Source organism: Blautia sp. HCP3S3_G3 (assembly GCF_052063365.1).
Taxonomy (GTDB): Bacteria; Bacillota; Clostridia; order Lachnospirales; family Lachnospiraceae; genus Blautia_A.
In genome coordinates, this window is sequence record NZ_JBQHXR010000004.1 from 22,026 (window position 1) to 46,829 (window position 24,804).

A 24,804-nucleotide genomic window follows, 5' to 3' on the forward strand; every position below is an offset into this window, starting at 1 on the left:
TACTTGAGGAGGATTATTATGCCGAATATAGAGTTACTCGAAAAATCTCTTCCGGTTGCACCTATTCGTATCGCAGCACTGGCAGGCTGTCAGGAGCTGGCTCAGGAAGTTGACAAAAAGCTGGTCAAATTCCGCAAAGAGCTTGTTGCAAAAAAACAGCCCGGCTCCATTCCACAGGGTTACAGTGAAGATTCTTTTCTTGTCGAATGTGAATGCGTTCGTTTCGGAACCGGTGAAGGAAAAGGCTACATCAAGGAATCTGTCCGCGGAACGGATCTGTTTATTATGGTAGACGTTACCAACTACAGCCAGACCTATACCGTATGCGGTCATGAGAATCATATGTCTCCCGATAATCACTATCAGGATCTGAAACGAATCATCTCCGCAGCTACCGGAAAAGCACACAGAATCAATGTCATTATGCCATTCCTTTATGAAGGACGTCAGCACAGACGTACCAAAAGAGAATCCCTTGACTGTGCGCTTGCCCTGAAGGAACTGAGTGATATGGGTGTATCCAATTTCATTACTTTTGATGCCCATGACCCACGCGTGCAGAACTCAATTCCTCTGAACGGATTTGATAACTTCTTCCCGACTTATCAGTTTTTAAAGGCCCTTGTAAAAAGTGTACCGGATTTTAAACTGGATAATGACCATCTGATGATCATCAGTCCTGATGAAGGAGCAATGTCCAGAGCAGTTTATTTTTCCAATATTCTCGGTGTGGATATGGGTATGTTCTACAAGAGACGCGACTATTCCACGATTGTCAACGGCAAGAACCCGATCGTCGCTCACGAATTCCTGGGCGACTCTGTAGAAGGCAAGGATGTTGTCATCATCGATGACATGATTTCTTCCGGAGAGAGCATGCTGGACGTTGCAAAGCAGATCAAGGAACGCAAGGCCAATCGTGTATTCATCTGCACTACTTATGGTCTTTTCACAGATGGCCTGGACAAATTTGACGATTACTACAACAAGGGATGGCTGGATAAGGTAATCACTACCAATCTGAACTATCGTCTGCCGGAACTGCTTACCAAACCTTATTATGTAGAGGCAAATATGAGCAAATACCTTGCAAGTATCATCGATATCATCAATCATGATGTGTCTGTTGAGAAAGTTCGTTCCAGTAACGAAAAGATTATGGAATTAATGAAAAAAGTCAATCGGCGCTGATTCCATATCCGCCGGTCTTCTCTGATCCGGCAAAACAGCTGTCAATTCTGACTTCAATATTTTATCGCAAAAAGAAGTTCCCATCGATCAGGGAACTTCTTTTTTCTCTTACTCTGTCATTTTTATCTATGGTCTGATGGCGAGAAAAGCAGCCAGGTTTCCGCGTCTTCCCTTGGAAGCTCTGTGCGAAAACAGGAAATCCGGATTGCAGCAGGTACAAAGATTCGGCATGGAAATATGATCTTCCGGTATTCCCGCTTCCATGAGAATAATCCTGTTTGCCTGCCAAAGATTCAGCTGATATTTTCCGCCGCCTTTTTCATAATAGATGGCTTCCCATTGTTCCGGCAGAAAGGATTTTTGGAATTCCAAAATCACATCTTCGCTGACCTCATAGCAGTCCTGACAGATGGAAGGCCCTATGGCAGCGTAAATCTGCAGCGGATCGGAGCCGTATTCCTGTATCATTTTATTTACCGTAACCTGACCGATTTTACCAACGGTTCCCCTCCACCCGGAATGAGAAAGGCCAATCGCTCTGTGAACCGGATCAATGAAATACAGCGGAACACAATCTGCATAAAAAGTAGACAGAACAACACCTGGAATATCCGTAATCATCCCATCTACATCTTCAAATTGCCGCGGTCTGACCACGCCGCATCCTTTGTCTTTTTCTGTAACCACACGAACATTTGTGGTATGTGTCTGGTTGGATGTCACAATATCCTCCGGAGAAAATCCAAGAGCTGTGGATATTCTGCGGTAATTTTCCGCAACAGCCTCCTCTCTGTCCCCTCTGGTAAAACTCAGATTCATCGAAGAATAGATTCCCTCACTGACCCCTCCAAGTCTTGTACTGAAACAGTGAATATAGTCACTCAGATGATCGAATTTCGGATAAGTCAGATAGGTAACGCCGTTTGTTTCATGAACAGTCATATGTTCACAGTCTCTGTTGTGCCAGTTGATTTTCATTCATTCCTCCTGAAATTCTGCTAAAGCGTGTTTGACAAGGGTTTACCGGCAAACGTGCACCGCATTTTCAAACACGCTCTAAGGACAGTACTCAAATGCATTTCTGTACCAGTGTATGGTACCCTGATCGATGGCAATCACATCAAAACGGCAGGGATGATTCGTTGTATCATGATGGCTCATCAGATAAAAGGAGGCAACGCGGCTGATTACCCGCTGTTTCCTCCAGTCAACTGCTTCTGCTGCATTTCCGTTCCGGCTGCTGTTTCTGTATTTCACTTCCACAAACACAAGATAATTACCGTCTCTTGCAATCAGATCCACTTCTCCCATCCGGCACCGGTAATTCCTCTCAAGGATGAGGAGACCCTGAGACACCAGATAATCTGCCGCCATATTCTCAAAAATCCCGCCGATTCTTCGTTTATTCATTCAGATCAAACCCGTCTTCCTCAGATAAAATTTTTGATAAAAGAAGCTCTATGTATGGGGCTTGGACCATATTTCCGTATCGCTTCAATATGAGACTGCGAACCATACCCCTTATTTGACGCAAATCCATACTCCGGCATCACCCCGTCGTATTCCATCATCATCCGGTCTCTGGTTACCTTTGCTACAATACTGGCTGCAGCTATGGAAACACTTTTCGCATCCCCCTTAATGATCGGTACCTGCGGAATCTGTATTCCCGGAATCGTCACCGCATCATTCAAAAGGAGCTGCGGGACAACCGATAATCTGCTGACAGCCTCACGCATGGCTTCATAAGTAGCCTGCAGAATATTGATTTCATCAATTCGTGCCGGACTTGCCATACCAATTCCTACAGACACGGCCTTCTGAAGAATCACATCATAAAGTTCTTCTCTCTTTTTGGCTGTCAACTGTTTGGAATCATTCAAATATAAAATATCACAGTCTCTGGGGAGGATTACCGCACAGGCAACCACAGGACCCGCCAGAGGTCCGCGGCCAACCTCATCAATCCCGCACAGGTAACCGAGATGTTCGTACTGATGCTCATACGTTTTCATCTTTTCGGTCCGCTGCTTTTCTTTGCTGAGAGCCGCTTCTTTTTTTCTGCACTGTTCCAGGAGTCTGCGCACACCGGTTCTGGCATCACTGCCATATTCCTGATAAAATTTCCCGTATTCATCTACAGATGCAGACGCGATCTCTGTTTTAATTTCCAGAATACTTTTCATCATCAGTCAATAATGGCAATACTTTCTATTACCGGCTGCGCATCTGCCGGAATTGTTCCGTTATCATCTGTAGGCTGGGCTTTGGCACAGATTTTGTCTACAATATCCTGTCCTTCCGTTACATAGCCAAAAGCTGCATACTGCCCATCCAGGAATGTGCTGTCAGCTTGTACAATAAAGAACTGGGAGCTTGCACTGTCCGGATTGGAAGAACGTGCCATGGAAATGGCGCCTTTTGTATGAGAAAGTGTATTTTCCACTCCATTATCGGAAAATTCTCCCTTAATGGTTTCTTCCGAACCGCCGGTTCCGTTGCCAAGAGGGTCTCCACCCTGCATCATAAAGCCATCGATGATCCGGTGAAATGTCAAACCATCATAAAATCCCTCCTGAGCAAGTTTCACAAAATTTGTAACCGTAATTGGTGCTTCATCTGCATTCAGTTCCACATCAATCTCGCCATAATCTTTAATTATGATTTCTGCATGATGCATGCCGCTGAGTTCTGTACTGGTATCCAGTATGGCTGTTTCTGCTCCGGAAGAACTTTCCTCCTCCGTATTTCCAAACGTCTCCGCATCCTCTGTTTCCGCAGGCTCTTCCGCTGTACCGGCTTCTTCACCGTCCGTAAAACCGGCTGCCTCTGCCTCTTCTTCACTTACCGGTTCTCCGCTCCCTGCAGATGTTCCGGTATCTGCACTGCTCCCGCATCCTGCCAGGATTCCCGCTGTCATTACTGATGCAAGAAAAAGAGATAGCATTTTATGTTTCATGATATATTCCTCCAATTTCTGAATAATACAATGCTGGGGCCAAAAAAATTTTGACCCCATCCATCTACAGATTTCTCCGCATTTTTTTACCATGTTTTTATTATATGCAGTCACTGCAAAAATTCAATTCTTTTCACAGAAAATTCAGAATTATGATCGGATTCTGTCCGGAAAACCAACCTTGCGCTGCACCTTACGAAGTGTTTTCATTGCATAATAATTGGCTTTTTCCGCATTTTCCTTGATAACGGAATCGATAAACGCCTTATCCTTGGAAAGACGTGCATATTCTTCCTGAAGAGGTTTCAGAAGACTGATGACAGCCTCCCCAACTGCCGGTTTCAGTTCTCCGTAACCCTTGCCGTCAAATTCGCGAACCGTTTCATCCGGTGTCTTGCCGGTACATGCACTGTAAATGTCGATCAGGTTCTTGATACCCGGCTGTTTTTCGCTGTAACGGATACATCCTTCCGAATCGGTCACTGCACGTTTGCATTTACGCATGATGGTATCCGGATCATCCATCAGATAAATGCTTCCGTTTGGATTTTCATCCGATTTGGACATTTTCTTAGTCGGATCCTGGAGGCTCATGATCTTTGCTCCTACTTTGCCGATATAGGCTTCCGGAACCGTAAATACCTCGCCGTAAATATTATTGAATCGTTCCGCAATATTTCTGGTAAGCTCCAGGTGCTGCATCTGGTCTACACCAACCGGAACCACATCTGCCTGATACAGAAGAATATCCGCTGCCATCAGAACAGGGTAGGTAAAAAGTCCGGCGTTGATATTATCCGCATGTTTGGCCGCCTTATCCTTGAACTGAGTCATACGGTTCAGTTCTCCCATATAAGTAAAACAGTTCAGAATCCAGGCAAGCTCGGCATGTCCGGAAACATGAGACTGATAATAAATGCAGTTTTTCTTCGGATCAAGTCCAGCTGCAATATAAAGAGTCAGAAGATTTCTGGCACGTTTGCGCAGCTCTGCAGGATCCTGCCGGATGGTAATGGAATGCATATCTACCACACTGTAAAAACATTCATATTCATCACTTAAAGTCAGCCAGTTCTTCAGTGCACCAAGATAATTTCCAAGTGTCAGATTTCCTGTTGCCTGCATCCCACTGAACAAAATTTTCTTTCCGTCAATCATGATTATTTCCTCCTGCGATAAGTCATGTAAAATTACTGTTCATTCCATTCTCAGAAGCACGCTTCACGGGATGTTTCCTGTGAACAGTAACCATATAAACAGTTTATCACTCTGTTAAAAGAAAGTCAATTACTTGCATCCTGTCCATACCTCTGTTAGAATGGAAATGATTACTGAACAAAGAAAGAAACAGAAAGAGAGGAATTTTTTTATGCAAAAAATCACAAGCTTTACCATAGACCATCTGAAGCTTCAGCCAGGTATCTACGTTTCACGCAAAGACCCAGTCGGAGATTCTGTCATTACTACTTTTGATATCCGTATGACTTCTCCTAATGAAGAACCTGTAATGAATACTGCCGAGCTTCATGCTATCGAGCATCTTGCCGCCACTTATCTGCGTAATCATCCGGTATTTGGTCCAAAAATGATCTACTGGGGACCTATGGGATGCCGGACCGGCAATTATCTTCTTCTGAACGGTGATTACGAATCTGCTGACATTGTTCCGCTCATGACCGAAACCTTTGAATTTATCCGTGATTTTGAAGGGGAAGTTCCCGGTGCTTCTGCACAGGACTGCGGCAATTATCTGGATATGAATCTTCCCATGGCAAAATATCTTGCCGCAAAATACCTGAACGAGGTGCTTTATGATATCCGGCCGGAACGTCTGGTCTATCCTGAATAAGTAAGAATCTACTTTTGTATGATTCCATCGGATATGAAAAAGAATCCTGCCAGGAAGGCTTTATTATATCATAGGAAAACGCAAAGCAATTTCCTATGATATTGATACAAAAAAGATTCCCGTTATCCCGGTGCTGAAAGGAAGTATCGTTCTTCCTTCTCTGCCCGTCGGATAACAGGAATCTCTTTTTATTTCACGCTGTATGATTTTTCTCTCATCCCGGTATATTATTGTGCTGCTTCTGCCGATGCATCCTTCACAGTCACATAATCACCGCTTGCATAACAGGTTGTTCCATTATAGGAAATCTGAATCCATCCATTGTCACTGACACCGGTACTGGTAAGTTCCGTTCCGGCCGGTACAGATGTAACAAAATTGGCCTCTGCGCTGCAGTCGTCACGAAGATTCAGATCTGTTGCCGCAACATATACGCCATCCTGTTTCGTAATATTCACACCGCTTGCTGTCTGTTCAATCACAGGTTCCGGTGTCGGTGTCACTTCCGGTGTTGGAGTTACTTCTGGTGTCGGCGTCGGTTCCGGTGTCGGGGTTGCCTTGATAATCGTAACCGTAGAATCTTCTCCGCCGGTATCATAACCGCATCCGGGAACGCACAGCATCATTCCCAGAAGCAAAATCAGCAGTCCATATTTCTTCATGATATTTCCTCCTTTGAAAACACATCGCTGTCTTTCAAGCAAAATTCATCCGCAATTGTCCGGTCGTTCTCCCGGATAATTACATTCCTGTTATTCACTATACCTTATATCTACCACATTGTGCAAGTACTTTTTTTGTTACTTCCATTTTCATCACCTGTCAGACGCTGTTCCGTCCGTTCACAGGCACCCGGTTCTTTCAAACAGCACTTCCACTGTTCCTCCGCAGATCATTCCAAGATTCCTGTTATCACTTACAGAAAGGTTGTACTTCTGCACTTCCGCACATTTTACGGAAGCTGCATGCCTGATTGCTTCATACTCTACGCTTCCCCCTCCTATGCTTCCATAAACACAGCCATTCTCTTCTACCAGCATTCTGCTTCCTGTTCCGCGCGGAGAGGAACCCTGTTTCTCTGTAATCGTAATCATCACTCCTCTTCTTCCGCCGAGAATTTCCTTCGCAATTTTTTCGTCTGCAAAAGACGTCTGTCTGCGATTCTTCTCCTGTACGATCTCCGCCATAATGCTGACAGCAATTTCTTCCGGAAGCTGCCCTCCGATGGGAAGTCCGATTGGCGCATGGATGGTGTCAAGCTGTTCATCTGTAAACCCTTCCTCTAGCAGACGTTCTCTGGTCAGTTTGACTTTCGTTCTGCTTCCGATCATTCCAAAATAGGCATAGGGACGTTTTAATATCTGACGCGCACATACGGAATCTCCTTTATGTCCCCGTGTGACTACTACATAATACGCGTTTTCATAAACAGGAATTCTCTCAGATAATTCTTCAAAGCTTCCCTGAATCAGTAAATCTGCATCCGGAAAACGTTCCCTTGTCAGAAATTCTTCCCGGTCATCCATTACAGTTACATGAAAGCCCAGTATTTTGCCGATTTTCGCTGTCGGACAGGACACATGCCCCGCACCAAGGATGATCAGGCGCGGGCTTTTCTGAAATACTTCCGTCAGAATCCGTACTCCGCCGGTCTGTATCACTTTCGTTTCCTCAATCTCATCAAGCTGTTCCAGATATGGGGTCCAGACATCTCCATCCGTAATCCACTGCCCGTCTTTTTTCATACAGCGCTTTCCTGTCATTTCGCCGGAAAGCATGACTGCCGTTTTCACTTTTCCTGTTTCTTCAAGAGTCTGATATATTTCCTGATACATATTCTTCACTCCTGCGTTCTCATATAATATTTCAGTTTAAGCGTTTCGATTGTTTCTGTCAATAAGCCATTATTGTCCCCTTTGTTATCAGTTATCTGTTCCTTTCGTTCTCAGCAATCTTATCCGGCAAAACAACTATTGTAATAATAAATAAAAGGTTGTGCTTTTCAAAGGCTTATACTATAATAAATGCACATGTGTAAACAAAGGAGGATTTCTTTATGAAAAAGAACAGTTTTTTTACCAGTCTGCCATTTAGACTTCTGGTAGGCGTTGTACTCGGCATCATTGCCGGTCTGATTCTGAATGCGACGGATGGTTCCGGTATCACAAACGCTATTTTGAATGTTGTAGTAACTCTGAAATACATACTTGGTCAGGTCATCACTTTCTGTGTGCCTCTGATCATCATCGGTTTTATTGCCCCATCCATCACCAAACTGGGAAGCAGCGCATCCCGTATGCTTGGTGTTGCCATTGTAATCGCATATGTCTCTTCTCTTGGGGCTGCTCTGTTTTCCATGGCAGCAGGATACGGTCTGATTCCGCACCTTTCCATCGTAACAGATGTCGAAGGGCTGAAAGAACTTCCGGAACTTGTTTTTGAACTTGCCATTCCACAGATCATGCCTGTCATGAGCGCTCTGGTATTTTCCGCTATGATCGGGCTCGCAGCTACCTGGACCAAGGCAAAAGTCATCACCAGTCTTCTGGATGAATTCCAGAAAATCGTGCTGGAGCTTGTAACAAGAATCATCATTCCGATTCTTCCGGTATTTATTGGCTTTACCTTCTGTGCTCTCGCATACGAAGGCTCCATTACCAGACAGCTTCCGGTATTCCTTCAGGTAATCGTGATCGTTCTTATCGGACATTTTATCTGGATGACCCTGCTTTATGTAATTGCAGGCATTTATTCCGGAGAAAATCCTCTTGAGATTGTGAAGCACTATGGTCCCGCATACCTTACTGCTGTAGGAACCATGTCTTCCGCGGCAACTCTTGCGGTTGCTCTCCAGTGTGCCGGAAAAGCGAAACCACTTCGCAAAGATATGGTACAGTTCGGTATTCCGCTGTTTGCCAATATTCATCTTTGCGGTTCTGTATTAACAGAAGTGTTCTTCTGCATGACCATTTCCAAAATCCTGTATGGCTCCATTCCATCACCGGGAACCATGATTCTTTTCTGCGTACTCCTGGGTATTTTTGCAATTGGAGCGCCTGGAGTTCCCGGCGGCACGGTAATGGCTTCTCTTGGTATTATTACAGGTATTCTGTTATTTGACGATGCAGGTACTGCTCTTATGCTTACCATTTTTGCTCTTCAGGACAGCTTTGGTACAGCCTGCAATGTAACAGGTGACGGTGCACTTACTTTGATTCTGACCGGTTACGCCAAAAAACACAAAATTGCAGAGCAGAAAATCAATGTGAATTTATAATATCGAAAAAATTCTTTGGCTGAAAAAATATACAACAAGAGGAGAATGCAGCTCTGCAGGATTCTTTCCTGCAATACATCAGGGGTGTCCGCATATACGGGCACCCCTGCTATTACACTTACAAAAAATCTGTCAGTTACATCTGTTTCTTTCCACGGAAAATATATTTTCCCTGTTTTTCCATAACAAGTTTTCCCTGATCAACAACCAGATTACCTCTTAAAAATACCTGATCAATTCCCCCGTGAATCGAAAAACCTTCAAACGGATTATAATCTGTCCGATACGCATGGGTTTTTGCAGAAATCACACTCTCCTTCTGAGGATCAAGGACTGTGATATCAGCATCACTTCCGGGAAGGATTGCCCCTTTCTGCGGATATACACCATAAAGCTTTGCTGCATTTTCACTGAGCAGCCGGCACATCTGTTCCAGTGTGATCCTGCCTTCCCTCACGCCATAGGTATAGAGAAGTGTTCCGCGTGTCTCCACTCCCGGCAATCCTCCAGGGATTTTTGTAAAGTCATCTTTTCCAAGTTCCTTCTGTGCCATAGTAAAACTGCACTGATCTGTTGCCACTGTCTGTATCCGGTCTTCTGACAATGCGTTCCATAAACATTCCTGATCTTTTTTCTTTCGGATCGGCGGTGCGCAGACAAATTTGGCCCCTTCAAAATCCGGTTTTGCATAAACGCTGTCATCCAGAAGAAGATACTGCGGACAGGTTTCTGCATACACGGTCTGTCCCGCTTCTCTGGCCTGAAGGACTTCCCGGTATGCTTTTTCATTTGTCAGATGCACGATCATCACAGGGGCCTCCGCCTGACGTGCAATGACAAGAAGACGATGGACCGCTTCCGCCTCCATATCATCCGGCCTTACCAGAGGATGATTTTCCGGTCCTATTCTTCCGGCTTTTTTGGCTTCTGCGATCAGAGCATCGATGACTCCGGAATTTTCACAGTGCACCCCTGCAAAGCAGTCATATTCCCTGAGTGTTTTTATGATTTTATATAAATCACAGTCATTTACCATCATTGCCGGATAAGTCATATAAAGTTTGAAGCTGGTGATTCCCTCGTGGATCATTTCCGGAATCTCACGCTCTGTTTCTTCGTTCCATTCTACAATGGACATATGAAATGCATAATCGCAGGAACACCGCTGATCTGCTTTTTTATGCCATTTATCCAGACCTTGTTTCAAAGTACCGCCTCCCTTATCCTGAGAAGCATAATCGATCACCAGTGTCGTTCCTCCAAGAATGGCAGCTTTTGTACCGCTTTCAAAATCATCAGCAGTTACGGTTCCCGCAACCTCCAGATCAAAATGCGTATGGGCATCAATAAACCCCGGAAACAGTAATTTGCCGGTCATATCCAGAATCCGGGCATCCTCTTCCGGAAGATTCACTCCCACATCGATGATCTTTTCCCCTTCTATCAGAACATCCAGCTTTTCTGTTTTTTCTCCTGAAACGACCGTACCGTTTTTTAATAAATATTTCACAGGCTCCTCCTTTCTTTTGTGAAACCTCTCACACCGTTTTCTTTTCTATTTATCAATATAGCACCTATTTTCTTTTCTCACAACGGTATGTTTCCATTTTTCAGAAATTAATTTAGTATCGCATATTTTTTTTGTAAAAAAAACTTTTTCTCTGTTTCCAAATATGCTATATTAATAACAGACCTATCTGTCAAATATATCCAGCAAAGAACAGATATAGAAGATTTCCAATACTGACAAGGAGGAGTTCCATGAAACGACTCGATATTTTAAAGCAGATTGCACACGCTCTGGCAGCCCAGTTCGGTCCGGACTGTGAAATTGTCATTCATGATCTGAAAACACAGGATCCCGAACATTCGATCGTACACATTGAAAACGGTCATGTCACCAACCGTTCTGAAGGTGATGGTCCGTCGGATGCCGTATTCGACGCCATTCGAAAAACGAATAAAAATCCCGAGGATATCAAAGACCGTGCCGGATACCTGATGAAAACATCCGATGGGAAAATTCTGAAATGCAGCACGTCCTATATCCATGATGATGACGGTTCTCTGCATTATGTTTTTGGTATCAATTATGATATTACACGTCTCACTATGATTGAAGGTGCTCTTCATGCTCTCGTTACTCCGCTGGACAAAAAAGAAAAACCCAAGGAGATCACTCACAGTGTCAATGATCTGCTGGAACAATTGATTGAAGAATCTGTAGCTCTGGTTGGGAAACCGGTTGCATTGATGAACAAAGAAGACAAAGTGACAGCCATTCAGTTTCTCAATGACTCCGGTGCGTTCCTGATCACCAAATCCGGAGACAAAGTTGCCAATTATTTTGGAATTTCCAAATATACACTTTACAGTTATATTGATGTCAATAAATAACTCCGTAACAGTACAAAAGAGCCATTTTTGCAGAGTAATCCTCCTGATTTTCTGCAAAAATGGCTCTTTTTTCGGATTTTTATCCGATCAGAAATCCTTTTTCTTTCAGTTCTGCTTCAATTGCATCCAGAATATCCTCCGATTCAGCAGTTACTGTGTGATAATGATATCCTGATGTAATCGTATTCAGAGGGCTGGATTTCCCGGAAGCAATTTCTTTTATAAATTCTGATGCCTTCTTCCTCGAATCGACTTTAAGTTCAGCGCGCAGTTCTCCATAAATTTCATGATGCACAAAGACATCCTCCGCGCTCCCGCCATTATCCACGATCAAATTCAGTTCCTCCTGGATTCTGCTGTTGTCATGATGAACGTAAAAAACTCCTTTTACTCTGTCATGCATCCTGCAGATATATCCGCGATTGGTAGAAAACACTTCTGTACCCTCTGCACGGATCAGGGCGATATCCTGCACAATCACCTGCCTGCTTACACAAAAATAATCTGCCAGTTTTGAGCCGGAAACCGGTTGACTGCTTCCGGTAATAAATTTGACGATTTCCTTTCTGCGCTCCTCTCCGCTCATATATCTCTGTCCTTTCTTTCTATCCTGTGGGCTTCTTTATAGATTTCACATGCAGCATGGTGCAGGCACTGATCATGCGCACAATCCATAAACTGTAATATTTTGTATCCGTCTTTCTCCTCATACTCGCAGTACACCGTCTGTGTCCCGTTGCATGTACGGCAGAAACCGGAAATAAATTCTTCCTGAATCTCCATCTTTTCTTCCTCCCGAGTTAATCTGTAAAATACACTATGAAAAGCATACAATATCCTGACATTTTTTTCAAGCAATCCTCCGGCTTTATTCCGTCTTTATTTTCCTTGCAAATAACGGATGCGGGAACTATAATAGGATTATAAAATACATCCGTAAATCGGAGATAGGTTTTTTACATTACAGCTAAATTATATAAGCGGAGGGATATTATGAATCAGGAACTGTACAATGAAGCAACGCAGTCAAACGTGCTGTCCAGACAATTGATCAGCACACTTCTGGAATGCATGGAATACAACAGCATTTCTTTTATCAACTGGTCCGTTGACGTACTTCGTATCATCAGGACACGTCTCGACAGAGGGGACAGAATCACCGATGAAGTGTCCGGCATCACCTATACCAACGAAACATTTTATGAATTTGTGAAGAAAAACTTCTCTTCCTATATCACAAGTCAGGTATTCGATGCTCCCGGAAAAGCGGAAAAAGTGTATTTTTCTCTTTCCAGATGCGAAGACGGGTACAACCTTATCATGGCAGATTCTCCCAAAAACAAAACATTTTCCTGGATTTCCAGTCTGAGCGAACGTTTTTCTCTGGTTCAGATGATCGGTACCGGAATTGTTTATGTTAAAGATGTCAGAAACGACAGTTATCAGCCGTTCATTTCTTCCAACGGAAAATTCTGCCGTTATGATCAGGAAACAGGACATATTGTAGAAGTATAAAAAGTTTGCGGATTTTTCCTGACGGAAGTCCGTTCCATTACTTTTCACAATACCAGAGAAATCAAATACATAATAGACGAAAAAATCCCGGTTCTTTTTTTACTGCGCCATACAGTAAAACAGGAACCCGGGATTTTTTTATTCTTTCTGGCTATCTCAGGAAAGTTTATGTATAAATAGTCCGCTTCGAAGCTTTGGTTCAAACCAGGTGGATTTTGGCGGCATCAGTTTGTTCTCATCCGCTATTTTCATCAGGTCTTCCATGGAAGTAGGATACATGGCAAATGCCACGCCGCCTGTTTTGTCCGCCATTTCCGCAAGCTCCTGCAGTTTATGGCTTCCACCTACAAAGCTGATTCTCTGGTCGGTTCTCGGATCCTCAATTCCCAGAACGGTAGATAATACTTTTTTCTGAAGAACAGATACATCCAGCTGGCCGACAACATCTTCTTTCTCATACACATCCGGCCAGGTTTTCAGGTGATACCATTCTCCGCCCACATACATTCCCATACAGTGTTTTTCTACAGGCTTGCATGGAAAGCCCGGCATCAGCATCAGCTCAAAATTAAATTTCAGACTTCCAAGGAAAGCCTTTTCCGTAAGTCCGTTCAGATCATGAACCACACGGTTATATGGCAGAATTGTCAGCTGATCAAAAGGAAATACCACGGAAAGAAAATAATTGAACTCTTCTTTTCCGGTATAATCCGGATGTTCTGCTCTTCTTTTCAGGCCCACTTTGACAGCGGAAGCTGCTCTGTGATGACCATCCGCAATGTAAATAGACGAAATTCCTTCAAACTCCTGATGAATTGCTGCGATTCTGTCCGCATCATCGATCACCCATACCCGGTGTCCGATGCCGTCATCAGCGATAAAATCATAAACCGGTGCATGATCCTGTTTCCATGATGCCAGAAGCTCCAGCAGCGTATCAGGATATCTGCAGGCAAGGTAGATCGGACCTGTGTTCGCATCGCAGACATCCACATGGCGGATGCGGTCCTGTTCCTTATCTTCTCTTGTCAGTTCATGTTTTTTGACGATTCCGTTCAGATAATCGTCAATAGAACTGCAGCCGACAATCCCTGTCTGTGTTTTTCCCTTTCTGGTGAGCTCATAAATATAATAACAGGACTCCTCATCCTGTGTCATAATGCCGTCCGCTTCCATCTTCTGCAGGTTTTCACGGGCTTTTTCGTAAACCTGTGCATCATAAAGATCTATTTCAGGGCTTAAATCCATTTCTGCCCGATCTACATGAAGAAAGGAATACGGATTTTCCTCCCCAATTGCCCTGGCTTCTTCCCTGTTCACCACATCATAGGGAAGCGCAGCAACTTTTTCTGCCATTTCCGGAGTTGGTCTTAATGCACAAAATGCTTGAAAAACTGCCATAATTTTCTCCTCTCATCGGTATCTGTTTCTACAGATCTTTTCCAAAAAACATTTTCATTTTAGCATATTCTTTTTTTAACCGCAAGATTTCATTCACTCTGCTTCAATCATGTATTTCATTTACTCTGCCACAAGAATAATAAGCAAACTTTACTGATAACTTTTCGGATTACTTATTTTTTTCAGTTACACGGACGGTTATTCCATCCGTTTCTTTCAATTCAGGAAGCACCGTCAGAAGCATGGTAATAAAGCAGGCGCACCCGCCGATCAGATTGGAGATTGGTTCCGCCCAGAAAACACCGTCTACGCCCAGCGCAGGTATCCGCGGCAGCAAAATGGTAAGGGGCGTCACAATGATTGCTTTTCGAAACAGAGAAAAAAACGTGGCTTTTCTGGATTTTCCAAGTGCAACAAATACGCACTGTCCTGTAAACTGAAGTGCCATAAAGCAAAATCCAAAGAAATAAATATGCAGTGCCGGAATTCCTTTTGCGATCAGTCCCGGTTCACTGTTAAACAGCCTGATAAAGACTTCCGGAATGACCTTCAGTATCCCCCACGCAAGGATCGTATAGCTGACACATACGACAGTCACAAAACCAATGGCTTTTTTGACCCTGCCGAATGCCTTTTCACCATAATTAAAACTCATCACCGGAGAGGCTCCGTTGGTCAGTCCGTTCACAGGCATGGTAAAAATCTCCCGAACAGAGTTCAAAACTGTCATTACTCCCACATACAGATCACCGCCATACACCTGCAGAGTGGCATTGCAGACCACCTGTACAAGACTGTTGGTAAATGCCATGATAAACCCGGAAACACCAAGTGCCATAATGCTCTGAACTTTCTTCCACTGAATCTTCATGGCACTTCGTTTCAAACGCAGCGAAACCTTCGGCCCGGTAAGAAACTTCAGCACCCATACTGCCGAAAAAAACTGTGAAATAATCGTAGCCACTGCAGCACCTCTTACACCCATATGAAATACAAAAATAAAAAGCGGATCCAGCAAGATATTCAGCACAGCTCCGATCAGGACAGTCAGCATTCCCATATTGCCAAAGCCCTGATTATTGATGAACGGATTCATGCCAAGTGAGATCATCACAAAAATCGTTCCCAGAAGATAAATCCGGATATACGCACCTGCATAGGGAAATGTTACGTCACTTGCTCCGAAAAGATAAAGGATCGGTTTATAAAACGTAAATCCGATTCCCATCAGAATAATGCCTGTACCTATCAGCATAGAAAAGGTATTACCCATTAATTTTTCTGCTTCTTCTTCATTGCCGCGTCCCAGTTCCATGGCGCACAAAGGTCCGCCGCCATTCCCGAACAGAAGGGTAAAAGCCGTGACAAGCGTAATAATAGGGAAGCAAAGTCCCACTCCTGTCAGAGCCAGCGTCCCCACCTCGGGAATTCTTCCAATGTACATGCGGTCAACGATATTGTACAAAAGATTCAGAAGTTGTGCGATCATCATCGGAACTGCAACTTCCAGGATATTTTTATAAACACTTCCTGTTGAAAAATCTGTTTTATGTACTCTCATTTCTTTTCTCCATCCAATCTTTTTCCAATCTTCTTTATTATAGCACCTCTATTTTTTTTTGCGAGTTTTTTATTTGACGTTTTTTACAAATTTTATAGGGCGGATTTTAGATATTTTCTTGTTTTTCTGCAGCAAAGCAGTTATACTGAAAGAAATAAAGATTTGCACGAATGTGTAATTGGGAGGTATTATGGCAGAGAATTATAATGGTATGGCAGTAGGTGTTTTTGAACTGGATAATCTGGTTGCCTGCTTTGTAGCACTTGATGCCGCATCCAAGGCGGCAAATGTAAAAATCCAGAGTGTGGAACGTAACCGTCTCAAGAGCGGTGCCTGTGTAAAAATGAGAGGTTCTGTTTCTGACGTCAATGCAGCAATGGAAGTCGCATTGGAAACAGCCAGACCGCTGGCAAAAATCGTCCATCATACAGTCATCGCATCTCCGACAGAAGATACGGAAATCGCGCTGAATATGACGATCAACAAATAATTGCTGCTGATGTTCATCGGCACACCAAATCTTAGGACAAAGTGAGGAAATAACTATGACTTATGGAGCTTTTGGATTAGTGGAGGTTCTCGGAAGCAGCAATGCTATTCTTGTTGTGGATCAGATGCTGAAGACCTCAGATGTATCCTTCCGTACCTGGAATACCAAGTGCGGCGGACATGCCACCGTATTTTTAAGCGGAGACGTTGCAGCGGTAACTGCCGCAGTTGACAGTATCCGTCAGAATCCGCCATGTGAGGTTATCGCAGCCGCAGTCATCTCCAATCCTTCCGGCGAGACCGTACGTCTTGTGGAAGAGGATGCTGCGAAGCACAAGTTTAACTAAAGTGTGTTTGAAAATTGCTTAGGTGCATCGAAAAATAAATAATGAATAAGATGCATCAGGCATTTTATTTACGATGTACGAAAAAGGAACACCAGCCACTGCGTATTTTACAGAAAACACGCAGTGGTTCTTTTTGTCCTGCCATCCGTCATAAAACCATCTATAGAAAGGACTTGCATCATGTTTTTGCTGATTTTCAACCAACTGTTAAAAATGCTTTTTATCATGCTTCTTGCAGTGATCTGCTTCAAAATCGGACTGATCAATCAGGAAGGCAACCGGAATCTTTCCAATCTGCTTTTGATGGTGATCAATCCCTGTGTGATTCTTACGGTGTATCAGACGGATTATGAACCGCGTCTGGTCAAAGGTCTTCTGATCTCCTTTGCCGCTGCAGTCATTGCTCATATCCTTGCGATTGCGATTGCACGGGTATTGATCCGTGCAAAAGACAACCGGAATTATGCCATTGAACGGTTTGCTGCTGTATATTCCAACTGCGGATTTATCGGAATTCCACTGATCAACAGTGTACTGGGAAGCGAAGGAGTTTTTTATCTGACTGCTTATATGACAGTCTTTAATATCCTTGCATGGACACACGGACTTACCCTTCTTACCAAAAAATTCGATCCCAAATGTCTGAAAGAAGGTATTCTGTCCCCCATTGTGCTGGCGACTCTTGCTGCTATGGCACTGTTTTTCGCTCAGATCAGAATCCCGGATGTACTGCTGGATTCCATGACCTATGTTGCAGATATGAATACTCCGGTTGCCATGATGATCGCCGGTTTTTCCCTTGCGCAGACAGATCTGAAAAAAACATTCACCCATGTGCGTCTGTACTGGGTAAGCTTTGTCAAATTACTGGCAGTTCCTTTTGCAGTACTGATTTTTTTGGGATTCTTTCATCTCGACTATACGGTTGCATATACCACTCTCATTGCTGCTGCCTGTCCGGTTTCCGCTACAACCACTATGATGTGCATTCGACTGAATGATAACTACACTTATGCTTCAGAAATTTTTTCATTTACGACTGTATTGTCGATTGTCACGATTCCGCTTGTGGCATTTGCCGCTTCGTTTGTGCTATAGAGCGTGTTTGAAATTACTTTCCGACAGATGTGCGTCACATTTATGGGAGATTTATGCTGCATTTGTGATTTATTTATGCGTTATCTTTAAACCTCGAAGATATTGTTTCTTATCATCATCGATCCGATAACTTTCTATGGCTTTCTGGATTGCTTTATTATGGGTCCATACTTCCAGGCGGTGGTTTTCGATATAGCCAATCGCGGTATCATATTGCTTGACCAGAGCAATACTGAAATACCAGGCCACCGCCATCTTTATGTAATATTCTTCTGATTTTACCTCTGTTACAAGTTCCAGCATCTCCGGCTCAAAAGCATCATCCAGATAAAATCCCAGAAGAGTCACAATTCCAAAACGCACTTCATAGGTATACGGACTCTTCAGCCACTTTTTTACGCTCTCATAAACAAGCGGCAGGTCTTTTTTAAACACTTTTGGTGACAGCAGATCACAGGTGGCCCAGTTATCTACACAGGGCAGAAATACCTCCAGCTGTTCCAGCAGTTCCGGAACATTTTTGTATAATAAAGTCAGCAGAATACCATGAAGATTGTTTTCCTCATAATAGTAATGAGGCAGCTCTTTCAGAAATCCTGCTGCCTCCGGTCTTTTTGCCAGTTCTTTTGCATACTTCCGAAGAACCGGTGTCCGTACACCGATCACACGGTCTGATTCTACATTCGGGATCAGTTTTGAGTGAAATGCCTGATAATCTTTATCCTGCAATTGAAAAAGTTCTTTTATCATGATATCCATATCATTCCTCTTTTCTCATTTTTCCGTCAGAATTGTCTGTATGTGAAAATGACCATTTTATTTGTTATTGTAAGTTTCATTATACGATAATAATTCCGCATGGAAAACCCGATTTTTAAGTAATCTCATAGAACCTTATTATCAGTAATTCTGATTTCATTTCTCCAGAAAATGTTTTTTCACAATCAGAATTTGTTATTCGATGTACCGGATTTCTTCTCATTTCTTGCCAGTCTCTTTCTTCTGTGCTATGATTACCCCAGCTGTAAAGGAGGAATACCATGCGTTATTTAAAACCACATTATTATGACCGTTTCGTCTGTTCGGCAGACAAATGCCCGGATACCTGTTGTGCGGGATGGCAGATTGTGATTGATGAGGAATCACTTGAGAAGTATGCCGCTGTAAACGGTGCTTTTGGAAGCAGACTGAAAAATTCCATTGACTGGGAAGAAGGAGTGTTCTGCCAGTATGACAGACGATGTTCTTTTTTGAATGAACAGAATCTCTGTGATCTTATTCAGGAGCTTGGACCGGACAGTCTTTGCGATACCTGTCGTATGTATCCCAGACATGTGGAAGAATATGATGGGCTTCGAGAACTTTCTCTCAGTCTTTCCTGCCCGACTGCCGCAGAAATGATTCTCGGATGTCAGGAAAAGGTAATTTTTGAGGAGTCGTTTACGGATGAAGAAGATGATTTTGAAGATTTTGATTTTCTCATGTTCTCTCAGCTGGAAGATGCACGGGACGTGATTTTTCATATCCTTCAGAACCGCAGCACTGATCTTCGAATCAGAATGGCGTCTGTCTGTGCACTTGCAGATAAATTTCAGGATTGTATTGACCATCAGACTTCCTTTGAAATAGATACCATACTGGCCAGATACGAAGAAGCAAATGCAGGAAATCTTCTTCCAAATCTGATAAAAAATTCCGATCATACTTTTGTGCAAATACTGTGCGGAGATGATGATCTTCTCCCATCCGTGTCTGCCAGGCAAAAAATCTCATCCTATCACTGGCATCTGGAATCCATTGCTCTTCTGGAACATCTGGAACGGCTTCGTCCGGAATGGAATATAATTCTCGCCAATACCAGAAGCCTTCTTTATGCCAAAGGAGAAGATGCGTATCTCAAGATCTGCCATGATTTCCAGACTGCCTGCGGCTATGACAGTCCTTTGCGGGAACAATGGGAATGTATCGGGGAACAGCTTATGATGTTTTTTGTGTATACCTATTTTTGTGGTTCTGTTTATGATGATATGGTCAGCACAAAAATGGGACTTGCCCTCTTTTCCACACTGTGGATCCAGGAATTCTGCATGTACCGCTGGCTGGATCAGGGCCATTCCCTCTCCTTTTCTGACATTACAGAGATTGCATGGCGCTTTGCAAGAGAGGTGGAGCATTCCGACAATAATCTGGATATGCTGGAAACATGGATGGAAGAGAATTTTTAAAATTGTGTAAAATTATCTTGATTTTCAAACTAATTTGTATAAAATAAAAACAGTGTGTTTTCAAGGCATCTGCCGGAACAATCTGGACAAAATCTTATGTGGGATGTGTACACGCAGTAGCACATTCTCTCGGCGGTGAATATAATGTTCCTCACGGACTGGCCAATGCCATTCTCCTTCCGTTTGTACTGGAGGCTTACGGCAAAACAATCCATAAAAAACTTCTCCGTCTTGCCATCGAAGCCGGTCTTGCAGACAGAAACACCTCTCCGGAAGAAGGGGCACAGATTTTTATCCAGGCTGTCAAAGAAATGAAACAGCGGTTTCACATCGGAGATACGGTAAAGGAAATCCGGGAAGAAGATATTCCCAAGCTGGCTCATTATGCAGATAAAGTAGCCAATCCGCTTTACCCTGTCCCGGTTCTCATGGATGCTTCTGAACTGGAGCAGTTTTATAGAAGACTTTTGGTTCCGGCATCATTACCTACTGAACAGAAAGGAAAACAGCTATGAATGAATCGGAAATCAGACAAATCGTATCCCGACAGCGTTCCTTCTTTTATACCGGAACGACCTTGCCCGTATCCTACCGTCTGGCGGCACTGAAACGCTTACAGGCTTCCATCCGGAAACATCAGGATGAAATCAGTCAGGCTATCCGGGAGGATCTTGGGAAAAGTGCTTTCGAAAGCTATATGTGCGAAACAGGAATCGTACTCAGCGAAATCACCTATATGCTCCGCCATACCAGATCTTTTTCGCGTGAAAAAACTGTTTACACCCCACTGGCGCAGTTTCATTCCAGAAGCTACAAAAAACCTTCTCCCTACGGAACCGTTTTGATCATGAGTCCGTGGAATTATCCGTTTCTTCTTACCATTGAGCCACTCGTTGATGCCATCGCTGCAGGAAATACGGCAGTGCTCAAACCCAGTGCCTATTCTCCTCATACCAGCGAGATGATCCGATGTATCATTTCCGAATGTTTTTCCGAAGAATATATAGCTGTGGTCACGGGCGGCAGAGCAGAAAATACCTGCCTTCTTAATGAACATTTTGACTATATCTTCTTTACAGGAAGCCAGGCAGTCGGACGTGAAGTTATGCGGCATGCATCGGAATACCTCACTCCCGTCACACTGGAGCTTGGAGGCAAAAGCCCCTGTATCGTGGACAAAACCGCGAATCTGAAACTGGCAGCCAAACGAATCGTATTCGGCAAATATCTGAACTGCGGGCAGACCTGTGTGGCTCCCGACTATATCTACTGTGATGCTTCAATCAAAGAGCAGCTGATTGAAGAAATCAAAATCCAGATTGCTAAACAATTCGGACCTTCTCCGCTGACCAGTGATGATTACGGAAAAATCATTAACCAAAAACACTTCGAACGGCTCACCGGGCTTATGGATCCGCAAAAAATCGTATACGGCGGAAAGAGCAGCCTGGATTCCCTGAAAATCGAGCCAACGGTCATGGATGCTGTAACCTTTGAGGATGCTGTCATGCAACAGGAAATTTTCGGTCCCGTTCTTCCTGTACTCACCTATGGAAATCTGGACGAAGCTATCGAAAAAATCAATTCCATGCCTCATCCGCTCGCCCTTTATCTGTTTACAAAGGATCAGGCGAATATTCAGAAAGTCACTTCCCGATGCGGATACGGCGGCGGCTGTATCAATGATACCATTATCCATCTCGCAACCAGCGAAATGGGCTTCGGCGGATTCGGAGAAAGCGGTATGGGCTCTTATCACGGCAGAGACGGTTTTTGCACCTTCTCCCATGAAAAAAGTATGGTAGATAAAAAAACATGGCTGGATCTGCCAATGAGATACCAGCCATATAAGAAATTCAACGACAAACTGATTCATTTTTTCCTGAAATAATCACGATTGCGGAATCATTCAATAATTCCGCCTCCAACTACAACATCGCCATCATATAAAACCACTGCCTGCCCTCTTGTTACGGCTCTCTGCGGCTGGTCAAACTTTACATGAAGTTTGCCGTCCGGGGTTTGCCATGCAGCGGCAGGCTCTTCTGTATGACGATAGCGGATCTTTGCTCTGACACGGACAGGTTCCGGCATGGAATCACAGGAAATCAGATTTACTTCACCGGCTGTCAGTTCCTGACAGTAAAGCTCCTCTTCTTTTCCCAGGATCACCCGATTGGTTTCCGGTGATATCCTACATACATACAGGCGTGTGTCTGCCGGTATGCCAAGTCCTCTTCGCTGTCCAAGGGTATAATGAATAATTCCTTTATGCTTCCCCATGATATGACCGGATGTATCCACAAAATCTCCCGGAACTGCCCGGTGTCCCGTATACGATTCGATAAACCCGGCATAATCTCCATCCGGAACAAAACAGATATCCTGGCTGTCATGCTTGTGCGCATTGACAAATCCGTGTTTCTCAGCAATATCCCGTACCTGATCTTTGGTCAGGTTTCCAAGAGGAAAGGATACATGTGCCAGCTGCTCCTGTGTCAAGGTGTAAAGAACATAGCTCTGATCCTTATTGCTGTCCATGGCTTTTTTCAGCAGATAACGCTTCTTTTCCCCGTCATATTCCACCCGGGCATAGTGTCCTGTCACCATATAATCCATTCCCAGTTCCTGCATTCGCTGATAAAACTGTTCAAATTTCAGATACCGGTTACAGTCAATACATGGATTGGGCGTACAGCCATGTTCATACGCCTGTACAAACCGCTCCATCACGTCTTCTCTGAATCGTTCCGAAAAGTTAAACACATAATAGCGTATTCCGATCCGATAGCAGACGCTTCTGGCATCTTCCACGTCATCCAGAGAACAGCAGCTTTTTTCCCTTTCCATCCCCACATCTTCATTATGGAACAATTTCATCGTGGCACCAATACAGTCGTCACCGGATTCTTTCGTAAGCAGAGCCGCTACCGAACTATCCACGCCTCCGCTCATTGCAATCAAAGCTTTTTTCATAGAATTTCTCATCTGCAGGATACTCTGCATTCCTTCCCTTTATTCCTATTGGGTAAATAGGTTTTATCAAATGAGAGTATATCTCTTATCTATGAAATTGTCAAGTTCCTCCTGAAGAATTGACTCCATCGCATTCTGCCTGTTATTGGAAACAGTATCAGTATTTCCTTCTGTAACAATGGGAGTTGACGGCTTCGCATGATTATCCTGCATTAATGGCATTTGGATAAATTTTCTGCAGGCGTTCATCATCAAACCGCTCATCCATCGTCTTCTGCCATCCGCTCTGTGCCTCCACTCCCTGCGTACGCTGATCACTCCGCACCAGAGCCATACAGGAAACGATCACATTACAGCACATAAAGACAATCAGGATCCACGTCAGGATTTTTCCGCATTTTACCGGAATTTTCTCAATCAGGAAAGAAAAACGTGGATACAGCAGTTTGATCCATACCACCGCTGCAATGCCCCAGAAAAAACAATACAGCAGATTGATTCTTCCTCCCAGATTAAATGGAATCTTGCTGTAATCCCAGAATACTTTTCCAAAGACGATTTCCGTAAACACACTGCAGAGATATTCGTAAGCACCTCCTAACAGAGTTCCTGCAATAAACAAAAAACTGTCCGGACGATTCCGGTACTTATAAAGAAGCAGCGTGGCGGCAGCAATCGCAAGACCCCAGACAATACTGAAAGGTCCCCACACGACACTGCTGCGGCTCATCCAGACTCCCATCGTTGCCCTGCAGAAAATCGTTTCCGTAATATCCCCGAGAAAAGCCCCGATCACAAAGAGCCAGATGATTTTTTCAAAGCTGCATCCATACGCAAAAACATCCGGTTTTGCTTCCTCTTTTTTCGTAATATGTGCTTCCGGATAAGCTTTGCGAATACGGGCATCCACCTTCGAATAAATCTTTCTTCCAAGGGTGGAGCTGATTCCGCTCAGCCATTCATCTACCGCCTCCCACTGTTCCATCCGTCTGCTTCGACCGGACATAATGATCAGGGTCGCCGCCATGTCAAGGCCAAGTATTGCCACAAGAATCCAGATCAGAATTATTCCCGGTAAATCCGGCATCAAATGAAAAAGCTTTATTAACAGTTCATTTCCCCATTTCATCATAAGCAGGGAAAGAACACCCCAGATTGCTGAAGCCGGCGCACAAACATAACCGTCTATATTTAACGGCAGATCTGAGTAATCCCACCATCGTTCATGATACATTTTTTCAATCAGGTGCCCTGCCGTCCATTCCAGCACCGTTGTCAGTATGACGGCATAAACAAACAGCCAGAATCCGGTCAATTCCTGACAGACGATCGTAATCAGCACCGCACCGGTTCCATAAATCACACAAAATGGCGCATTCACCAGACCTCTGTTGACAAAATGCTTTTGTTTCAGAGCTCCTGCCACGGTTTCCAGAACCCACCCAAGAAATGAGCAGACAAAAAAGAGCCACAAAATTTCATATCCGCTGTATATCATATCTTTTCTCCTTCGTGTTCA

Annotated in this window: 26 protein-coding genes; 11 read left to right on the plus strand and 15 right to left on the minus strand. The window is 43.8% G+C overall.

From position 1 onward, the window contains the following. The first annotated feature begins 18 nt into the window (after positions 1-18). Positions 19-1,191, plus strand: coding sequence for a ribose-phosphate pyrophosphokinase (locus ACTNEW_RS06260; RefSeq protein WP_441059129.1), 1,173 nt, complete (start codon positions 19-21; stop codon positions 1,189-1,191). A 126-nt stretch (positions 1,192-1,317) separates the two neighbouring features. Here the strand turns inward: ACTNEW_RS06260 and pgeF are convergent, their stop codons facing one another. The 5 genes from pgeF to trpS form a co-directional block, all read right to left on the minus strand. Beyond that, positions 1,318-2,169 (minus strand): peptidoglycan editing factor PgeF, encoded by an 852-nt coding sequence (pgeF, locus tag ACTNEW_RS06265; protein ID WP_441059132.1) that lies wholly within the window; start codon positions 2,167-2,169, stop codon positions 1,318-1,320. 78 nt (positions 2,170-2,247) lie between these two features. Further along, positions 2,248-2,601, minus strand: a complete 354-nt coding sequence (locus tag ACTNEW_RS06270) for a YraN family protein (RefSeq protein ID WP_441059135.1) — start codon at positions 2,599-2,601, stop codon at positions 2,248-2,250. 20 nt (positions 2,602-2,621) lie between these two features. Further along, on the minus strand, positions 2,622-3,377 hold the full coding sequence (locus ACTNEW_RS06275) for a ribonuclease HII (protein ID WP_441059350.1): 756 nt from the start codon (positions 3,375-3,377) through the stop codon (positions 2,622-2,624). 2 nt (positions 3,378-3,379) lie between these two features. Continuing rightward, the gene (locus tag ACTNEW_RS06280; RefSeq protein ID WP_441059137.1) at positions 3,380-4,150 is read right to left on the minus strand and encodes a peptidylprolyl isomerase; all 771 of its coding nucleotides are present in this window, start codon (positions 4,148-4,150) and stop codon (positions 3,380-3,382) included. Positions 4,151-4,300: 150 nt separating this feature from the next. Further along, positions 4,301-5,308: a tryptophan--tRNA ligase gene (gene trpS, locus ACTNEW_RS06285; protein ID WP_441059139.1), complete on the minus strand. Its 1,008-nt coding sequence runs from the start codon at positions 5,306-5,308 to the stop codon at positions 4,301-4,303. Between the two features lie 211 nt (positions 5,309-5,519). Between trpS and ACTNEW_RS06290 the strand changes: the two genes are divergently transcribed. Further along, positions 5,520-5,999, plus strand: a complete 480-nt coding sequence (locus ACTNEW_RS06290; protein WP_441059141.1) for an S-ribosylhomocysteine lyase — start codon at positions 5,520-5,522, stop codon at positions 5,997-5,999. Positions 6,000-6,226: 227 nt separating this feature from the next. On the opposite strand, the gene ACTNEW_RS06295 is transcribed toward ACTNEW_RS06290, so the two are convergent. Further along, on the minus strand, positions 6,227-6,661 hold the full coding sequence (locus ACTNEW_RS06295; RefSeq protein ID WP_441059143.1) for an SH3 domain-containing protein: 435 nt from the start codon (positions 6,659-6,661) through the stop codon (positions 6,227-6,229). 180 nt (positions 6,662-6,841) lie between these two features. Further along, positions 6,842-7,834 (minus strand): XdhC family protein, encoded by a 993-nt coding sequence (locus ACTNEW_RS06300; protein WP_441059145.1) that lies wholly within the window; start codon positions 7,832-7,834, stop codon positions 6,842-6,844. A 221-nt stretch (positions 7,835-8,055) separates the two neighbouring features. Here ACTNEW_RS06300 and ACTNEW_RS06305 point away from each other — a divergent pair, with 221 nt between their 5' ends. Then, the gene (locus ACTNEW_RS06305) at positions 8,056-9,276 is read left to right on the plus strand and encodes a dicarboxylate/amino acid:cation symporter (RefSeq protein WP_441059147.1); all 1,221 of its coding nucleotides are present in this window, start codon (positions 8,056-8,058) and stop codon (positions 9,274-9,276) included. A 136-nt stretch (positions 9,277-9,412) separates the two neighbouring features. Here the strand turns inward: ACTNEW_RS06305 and hydA are convergent, their stop codons facing one another. Then, entirely contained in the window at positions 9,413-10,786 is a 1,374-nt protein-coding gene (gene hydA, locus ACTNEW_RS06310; RefSeq protein ID WP_441059149.1) for a dihydropyrimidinase, read from the minus strand. 251 nt (positions 10,787-11,037) lie between these two features. Here hydA and ACTNEW_RS06315 point away from each other — a divergent pair, with 251 nt between their 5' ends. Next, complete coding sequence (locus tag ACTNEW_RS06315) at positions 11,038-11,673, plus strand: helix-turn-helix transcriptional regulator (protein ID WP_441059151.1); 636 nt, start codon at positions 11,038-11,040, stop codon at positions 11,671-11,673. A 79-nt stretch (positions 11,674-11,752) separates the two neighbouring features. Here the strand turns inward: ACTNEW_RS06315 and ACTNEW_RS06320 are convergent, their stop codons facing one another. Both ACTNEW_RS06320 and ACTNEW_RS06325 read right to left on the minus strand, forming a co-directional pair. Continuing rightward, positions 11,753-12,259, minus strand: coding sequence for a transcription repressor NadR (locus ACTNEW_RS06320; protein WP_441059153.1), 507 nt, complete (start codon positions 12,257-12,259; stop codon positions 11,753-11,755). Further along, positions 12,256-12,456: a hypothetical protein gene (locus tag ACTNEW_RS06325; protein WP_441059155.1), complete on the minus strand. Its 201-nt coding sequence runs from the start codon at positions 12,454-12,456 to the stop codon at positions 12,256-12,258. The genes ACTNEW_RS06320 and ACTNEW_RS06325 overlap by 4 nt, the downstream gene beginning before the upstream one ends. Positions 12,457-12,666: 210 nt before the next feature. On the opposite strand from ACTNEW_RS06325, the gene ACTNEW_RS06330 reads away from it, so the two are divergent. Next, positions 12,667-13,188, plus strand: a complete 522-nt coding sequence (locus tag ACTNEW_RS06330; protein ID WP_441059157.1) for a hypothetical protein — start codon at positions 12,667-12,669, stop codon at positions 13,186-13,188. Positions 13,189-13,344: 156 nt separating this feature from the next. Here ACTNEW_RS06330 and ACTNEW_RS06335 read toward each other — a convergent pair whose 3' ends face one another. Next, positions 13,345-14,589: a DUF1015 domain-containing protein gene (locus ACTNEW_RS06335; protein ID WP_441059159.1), complete on the minus strand. Its 1,245-nt coding sequence runs from the start codon at positions 14,587-14,589 to the stop codon at positions 13,345-13,347. Between the two features lie 169 nt (positions 14,590-14,758). Further along, positions 14,759-16,150, minus strand: coding sequence for an MATE family efflux transporter (locus ACTNEW_RS06340; protein WP_441059161.1), 1,392 nt, complete (start codon positions 16,148-16,150; stop codon positions 14,759-14,761). 190 nt (positions 16,151-16,340) lie between these two features. On the opposite strand from ACTNEW_RS06340, the gene ACTNEW_RS06345 reads away from it, so the two are divergent. The 3 genes from ACTNEW_RS06345 (at position 16,341) to ACTNEW_RS06355 (ending at position 18,084) form a co-directional block, all read left to right on the plus strand. Beyond that, the gene (locus ACTNEW_RS06345; protein ID WP_441059163.1) at positions 16,341-16,640 is read left to right on the plus strand and encodes a BMC domain-containing protein; all 300 of its coding nucleotides are present in this window, start codon (positions 16,341-16,343) and stop codon (positions 16,638-16,640) included. 55 nt (positions 16,641-16,695) lie between these two features. Continuing rightward, positions 16,696-16,986 (plus strand): BMC domain-containing protein, encoded by a 291-nt coding sequence (locus ACTNEW_RS06350; RefSeq protein WP_441059168.1) that lies wholly within the window; start codon positions 16,696-16,698, stop codon positions 16,984-16,986. 180 nt (positions 16,987-17,166) lie between these two features. Then, positions 17,167-18,084: an AEC family transporter gene (locus tag ACTNEW_RS06355; RefSeq protein ID WP_441059170.1), complete on the plus strand. Its 918-nt coding sequence runs from the start codon at positions 17,167-17,169 to the stop codon at positions 18,082-18,084. Between the two features lie 69 nt (positions 18,085-18,153). Here the strand turns inward: ACTNEW_RS06355 and ACTNEW_RS06360 are convergent, their stop codons facing one another. Continuing rightward, complete coding sequence (locus ACTNEW_RS06360) at positions 18,154-18,843, minus strand: DNA alkylation repair protein (RefSeq protein ID WP_441059172.1); 690 nt, start codon at positions 18,841-18,843, stop codon at positions 18,154-18,156. Positions 18,844-19,124: 281 nt separating this feature from the next. Between ACTNEW_RS06360 and fliB the strand changes: the two genes are divergently transcribed. The 3 genes from fliB (at position 19,125) to ACTNEW_RS06375 (ending at position 22,200) form a co-directional block, all read left to right on the plus strand. Continuing rightward, entirely contained in the window at positions 19,125-20,309 is a 1,185-nt protein-coding gene (fliB, locus tag ACTNEW_RS06365) for a flagellin lysine-N-methylase (RefSeq protein WP_441059174.1), read from the plus strand. A gap of 80 nt (positions 20,310-20,389) precedes the next feature. Beyond that, on the plus strand, positions 20,390-20,824 hold the full coding sequence (locus tag ACTNEW_RS06370; protein WP_441059352.1) for a hypothetical protein: 435 nt from the start codon (positions 20,390-20,392) through the stop codon (positions 20,822-20,824). Further along, positions 20,821-22,200: an aldehyde dehydrogenase gene (locus ACTNEW_RS06375; RefSeq protein WP_441059176.1), complete on the plus strand. Its 1,380-nt coding sequence runs from the start codon at positions 20,821-20,823 to the stop codon at positions 22,198-22,200. Before ACTNEW_RS06370 ends, ACTNEW_RS06375 begins: the two co-directional genes overlap by 4 nt. Before the next feature lie 14 nt (positions 22,201-22,214). Here ACTNEW_RS06375 and mnmA read toward each other — a convergent pair whose 3' ends face one another. Continuing rightward, entirely contained in the window at positions 22,215-23,285 is a 1,071-nt protein-coding gene (gene mnmA, locus ACTNEW_RS06380) for a tRNA 2-thiouridine(34) synthase MnmA (protein WP_441059178.1), read from the minus strand. A 202-nt stretch (positions 23,286-23,487) separates the two neighbouring features. After that, entirely contained in the window at positions 23,488-24,783 is a 1,296-nt protein-coding gene (locus tag ACTNEW_RS06385) for a putative ABC transporter permease (protein ID WP_441059180.1), read from the minus strand. Between the last annotated feature and the right edge of the window lie 21 nt (positions 24,784-24,804).